General features: G+C 63.9%; 6 protein-coding genes. 2 read left to right on the top strand and 4 right to left on the bottom strand.

Translation table 11 applies throughout. The features are described from left to right. From F1542_RS08645 to hisB, 4 genes are all read right to left on the bottom strand, one after another. The coding region (locus F1542_RS08645) for a GNAT family N-acetyltransferase (protein WP_193732677.1) at positions 1–601 on the bottom strand (601 nt) is incomplete at its 3' end. Continuing rightward, the gene (gene hisH / locus F1542_RS08640; protein WP_193732676.1) at positions 598–1,272 is read right to left on the bottom strand and encodes an imidazole glycerol phosphate synthase subunit HisH; all 675 of its coding nucleotides are present in this window, start codon (positions 1,270–1,272) and stop codon (positions 598–600) included. The genes hisH and F1542_RS08645, both read right to left, overlap by 4 nt. An 8-nt stretch (positions 1,273–1,280) precedes the next feature. Continuing rightward, positions 1,281–1,661, bottom strand: coding sequence for a hypothetical protein (locus F1542_RS08635; protein ID WP_193732675.1), 381 nt, complete (start codon positions 1,659–1,661; stop codon positions 1,281–1,283). Beyond that, positions 1,658–2,254, bottom strand: a complete 597-nt coding sequence (gene hisB, locus F1542_RS08630; RefSeq protein ID WP_193732674.1) for an imidazoleglycerol-phosphate dehydratase HisB — start codon at positions 2,252–2,254, stop codon at positions 1,658–1,660. The genes F1542_RS08635 and hisB overlap by 4 nt, the downstream gene beginning before the upstream one ends. 176 nt (positions 2,255–2,430) lie before the next feature. On the opposite strand from hisB, the gene F1542_RS08625 reads away from it, so the two are divergent. Together F1542_RS08625 and ubiM are read left to right on the top strand one after the other, a co-directional pair. Beyond that, complete coding sequence (locus F1542_RS08625) at positions 2,431–3,018, top strand: nitroreductase (RefSeq protein WP_193732673.1); 588 nt, start codon at positions 2,431–2,433, stop codon at positions 3,016–3,018. A 33-nt stretch (positions 3,019–3,051) separates the two neighbouring features. Beyond that, the gene (gene ubiM, locus F1542_RS08620) at positions 3,052–4,233 is read left to right on the top strand and encodes a 5-demethoxyubiquinol-8 5-hydroxylase UbiM (RefSeq protein ID WP_193732672.1); all 1,182 of its coding nucleotides are present in this window, start codon (positions 3,052–3,054) and stop codon (positions 4,231–4,233) included. Positions 4,234–4,536 lie beyond the last annotated feature (303 nt).

Raw genomic sequence — 4,536 nt, 5'->3', positions numbered from 1 at the left:
GTCCTGCTGCAGGAATGGGGGTTGAAGCCGCCTGCGGGTGGGCGGGGACTATCCGCTCGTCATCCTGCAGGCGCTTGGTGAAAAACAGGCCGCGCACGGTGCGGCCATCCGTGCGGGCGTAGCTGGGATGGGTGCCCCAGTGGTGGAATCCGCTGCTGCGGAACAGGCGCACCGCATCGGTCTGGGTTTCGCGCACGTCAAGGTTGATGATCTGGTAACCCATGCTGCGCGCGCAGCTTTCCACTTCGTTCAGAAGCAGGCGGCCCAGTCCCAGCCCGCGGGCGTAGGGGGCGATATAGAAATGCATGAGTGTCGCACTCATCGCCTGCGCTTCGTTATTGCGTGGCGGGCGCACAAGCTGGGCCGAACCCACGATCATGTCATCCAGCCGGGCGACAAACATCTGGCGTTCAGGCACCAGCAGGACACCACGGAAATACCGCTCCAGCGTTTCACGGGGCGGCGGGGCCAGCCAGCCAAACCCGCCGCCGTCCAGAATGGCGGCGTTGGTCGCGTCGCACAGGGCATGCAGGTCGTCTTCATGCATCTGCTGCACGCGTTCGGCATGGATGGTGCCGGCCGTCGGGGCCTGCCGTGTCATGGCGTGTGATCCGGCGCAGGTGTCCAGCGCAGGAAGTTGGACAGGATGCGCAGGCCGACCTTCTGGCTTTTTTCCACATGGAACTGCGTGCCCGCCCGGTTGCCGCGCGCGACGATGGCGGGCACCGCGCCGCCGTAATCGGTGGTCGCCACCATGTCGGCCGGGTCATATCCGCGCAGGGCGAAGGAGTGGACGAAATAGCCATGGGCCTCCACCGGCAGGCCTTCGGTCAGCGGGTGGGCATTGGGGGTGAATTCCAGCTGGTTCCACCCCATCTGCGGCAGACGCAGGCCGGGTGCGTCCATAAGGGCGATTTCACCCGCAATCCAGCCGAACCCCGGTGTCACCCCATGTTCGCGCCCGCGTTCGGCCATAAGCTGCATGCCGACACAGATGCCAAGGAAGGGCGTGCCGTTATCGGTCGCATCCACAATGGCGTCATGCAGTCCGGGCTGTGCCGCAAGGCCCGCCGCGCAGTCAGCGAACGCGCCCTGCCCGGGCAGGACGATCCTGTCGGCCTGCATTACTGCCTGCGGGTCTGCGGTGATGGTGACGGTGGCGTCAATGCCGCTGTCCTGTGCCGCGCGGGACAGGGCACGGGCGGCGGAGGCAAGGTTGCCGCCGTTATAGTCGATCACCACGATGGATTGCGTAGAAGAGGGCGCGGGCATGGGATGCCTCATGATACGGGGGAAAGGGGACGGGACCGGTCATGATCCATCCAGCGCAGCAGGGCTGCCTTGGGATCGGTGGCGTAAACGCCGCGCACGGGCCGGTAGCCGCGCAGGCGCAGTTCCCACTGCCGTAGCTCCGGGGCGTTCAGCGCAAGGACAAGGTGCAGCCCGCCCAGCACCGGCAGGGCAATGGGCAGCGGCAGCAGCCGTCCGGTCAGGATGGCCGCGCCCCCCGCGATCAGCCCGCTGACCCAGCAGCCGCGCAGTAACAGCCCGACCCATCCGCACAGCAGAACCAGCCATGACATGCGGCATGCCACCATGACCGGCCATGCGGCCGGCCCCGTGGTGCGGGCGGGTGGCAGCAGGGCGGAGTAGAATGTCACAGGCTGCCCTTGGTGGACGGGATTATGCCGCCCGCGCGGGGATCAGGCTCGCTTGCGGTACGCAGTGCGCGGGCCAGCGCCTTGAAGGCCGCTTCGGCAATATGGTGGCAGTTATGCCCCGTACGCTGGATGATGTGCAGCGTGACCAGCGCGCTCATGGCAAACGCGCGGAAGAATTCCTCGAACAGTTCGGTATCCATTTCCCCGATCTTGTCACGCCCGAAGGTGACGGACCACGCCAGGAAGGGACGACCGGAAATATCCACCACCGCTTCGCACAGCGCCTCATCCAGCGGCACGGTGGCGCTGCCGTAACGGCGGATGCCACGCTTGTCGCCTATGGCCTTGGCAAAGGCCTTGCCCAGTGCGATGCCGGTATCTTCCACCGTGTGGTGGTAGTCGATATGCAGGTCGCCCCTGGCGGTAATCTCCAGATCGCACATGCTGTGACGGCCAAGGGCGGTCAGCATGTGGTCCAGGAAACCGATGCCGGTCTCGATACGGGTCTGTCCCGTGCCATCAAGGTTGATGGTGACGGTAATGTCGGTCTCGCTGGTGGCGCGGTGGACCGTGGCTGTGCGCGGGGTATTCATGCCCCCCCTTCTATAGAAGCCCGAAGCCGGAATCCATACCGATCCCGTGGTGGTGGCAGTGCATGGCGGGGTGGATATTGGCAGGACAGGCTACTTGCTGCATGGTGTCGCGTCATGACTCCCGCCAACAGGCCACGGACGGTCAGCGGGCGCCCAGTTTATCAGGGAACGACCATATGACATCGCTTGACCTTCTGCTGTCGCGCTTTTCCACCGATGCGCTGATGGAACCCGCCCCCACGGGGGATGTGCTGCACAACATCCTGTCCACCGCCATGCGCGCGCCGGACCATGGCAAGCTGCGGCCGTGGCGTTACGTGCTGGTGCGCGGCGATGCCCGCCCCCAAGTGGCGCAGCGCATAGTGGCCAGCATGAAGCGGCTGGACCCGGCGGTTGACCCGGCCAAGATTGAAAAGCGGCAGTCCCGTTTTTCCACCATGCCGCTGGTCATCGTGCTGGGCATGCACCTGCGTCCCGAACACAAGATCCCCCTGATCGAGCAGGAACTGGCGGTGGGGGCCGCGGCCATGAATATCCTCAACGCCCTGCATGCCACGGGGTTTGGCGGGGTATGGGTCAGTGGTGATGTGGCATATGATCCGGAACTTGCGGCCGAGCTGGGCTTTCCTGCCCCCCATAAGCTGGCGGGTTTCCTGTTTGTTGGCACGCCGGAGCCGGGTGCCGTCGCGCCGAAGCGCCGGCCGGTTGACGGATACGTGGCCGAGTGGACAGGCAGTCCCGTGCAGTTTGGCGCGGATGCGTAACCTGTAAGACGGCATACGGACAGGAAGCAGGCAATGACATATCATGATGTAACCATAATGGGTGGTGGCCCGGCGGGGCTGGCTGCTGCCCTGTCGCTGGAGGCCCGTGGCCTGTCCGTTGCGGTGCTGGAACGCGCGCCCCAGTCGCGCTGGGCCGAACCCGCGTTTGACGGGCGCGAGATAGCCCTGACCCATCATTCGGTTTCCGTGCTGAAGGAGTTGGGTGCATGGGAGCATATTCCGCAGGTCGCCATTTCCCCCCTGCGCGAAGCGCGGGTGGAAACCGGACGCAGCAACCACCCCCTTACATTCGATACGCAGGGGCGCGGCGTTGATGCGCTGGGTTATCTTGTATCCAACCATTGCATCCGCCGTGGGCTGTACCTTGCCGCAAGCCAGCCTCCCGGCATCCGCCTGCTTGGTGGCACATCCATCCGGCATATCCGGCGGATAGGGGATGAGATGACGGTCGTGCATGAGGGGGGTGAGATCACATCCCGGCTTGCAGTGGGCGCAGACGGGCGTTTTTCCCAGATCCGTCGCCTGCAGCGTATCGGCGCGGTCATGCATGATTTCAAACGCACCATGCTGGTCTGTCGCATGGCGCATGACCTGCCCCATCATCATGTGGCGACCCAGTGGTTTGATGAAGGGCAGACAATTGCCCTGCTGCCCGTCAATGGCGGCGCGTCCTCCATTGTCCTGACCCTGCCGGCGGAACAGATCGAACGCCTGCGCACCCTGGAACGCGATGCCTTCAATACCGAAATCATGCAGCGGGTCGGGGGGCGGCTGGGTAACATGCGGCTGGTCAGCACGCGGCATGCCTATCCCCTGCGCGGGGTCTATGCCCATCGCTTCGCGGCCCCCGGCTTCGCCCTGATTGGTGACGCCGCCGTAGGCATGCATCCCATTACCGCCCATGGCTTCAATCTTGGGCTGAAGGGGCAGGAGGCCCTGGCGCAGGAAATCGGGGCAGGGCTGGCGCGCGGTGAATCGCCGGGCAGCCTGTCCGTCCTGCGGCGTTTTGAACGGCGGCACCGTCTTGCAACCGCGCCCCTGTTCGCCGCCACCAATGGAATCGCCACGATTTATACCCGTGATGAGCCTGCTTTCCGTGTCCTGCGTCAGGCCGGACTGCGTGTGGCCGATGCCCTTGCCCCTTTCAAATCAGTCGTCACGAACATGCTGATGGACCGCAATCGCGCGGCCTAGTGCGGTTTTTGCCTATTGGCCTGAAAAGCCATGGTGATTTTTTTCAGGCCGCATGCACTTTTATGATTGACGGTAGTAGGAGTGGGTCCTATATCCGCAATCACCGGCGGCGCTGAGGAAACTTCTTGAGCCTCTCCGGTGGATTTGCTAAGTTACTCGGCCCTTTGGGGTTACGGTCTTTGACAAGAGAATAGAGAGAGTATCTGGAAGGGATATGCTGGCGGCGCGGTTGTTGTCTTTAGGGATGATGATTGGCGGTCTGGACTGGGTGAGACTGGTCTAGGTAGCTTGGCGTATCTTTTT

This window comes from Komagataeibacter sp. FXV3 (assembly GCF_015155755.1).
Taxonomy (GTDB): Bacteria; Pseudomonadota; Alphaproteobacteria; order Acetobacterales; family Acetobacteraceae; genus Komagataeibacter.
The sequence above is the reverse complement of the archived record's forward strand: the minus strand, read 5'-3'. Positions and strand labels throughout refer to the sequence as shown.

Coding starts and splice junctions, on each gene's coding strand:
- hisH (WP_193732676.1), bottom strand. CDS start 1,272: ATGCCCGCGCCCTCTTCTACGCAATCCATCGTGGTGATCGACTATAAC.
- hisB (WP_193732674.1), bottom strand. CDS start 2,254: ATGAATACCCCGCGCACAGCCACGGTCCACCGCGCCACCAGCGAGACC.
- F1542_RS08625 (WP_193732673.1), top strand. CDS start 2,431: ATGACATCGCTTGACCTTCTGCTGTCGCGCTTTTCCACCGATGCGCTG.
- ubiM (WP_193732672.1), top strand. CDS start 3,052: ATGACATATCATGATGTAACCATAATGGGTGGTGGCCCGGCGGGGCTG.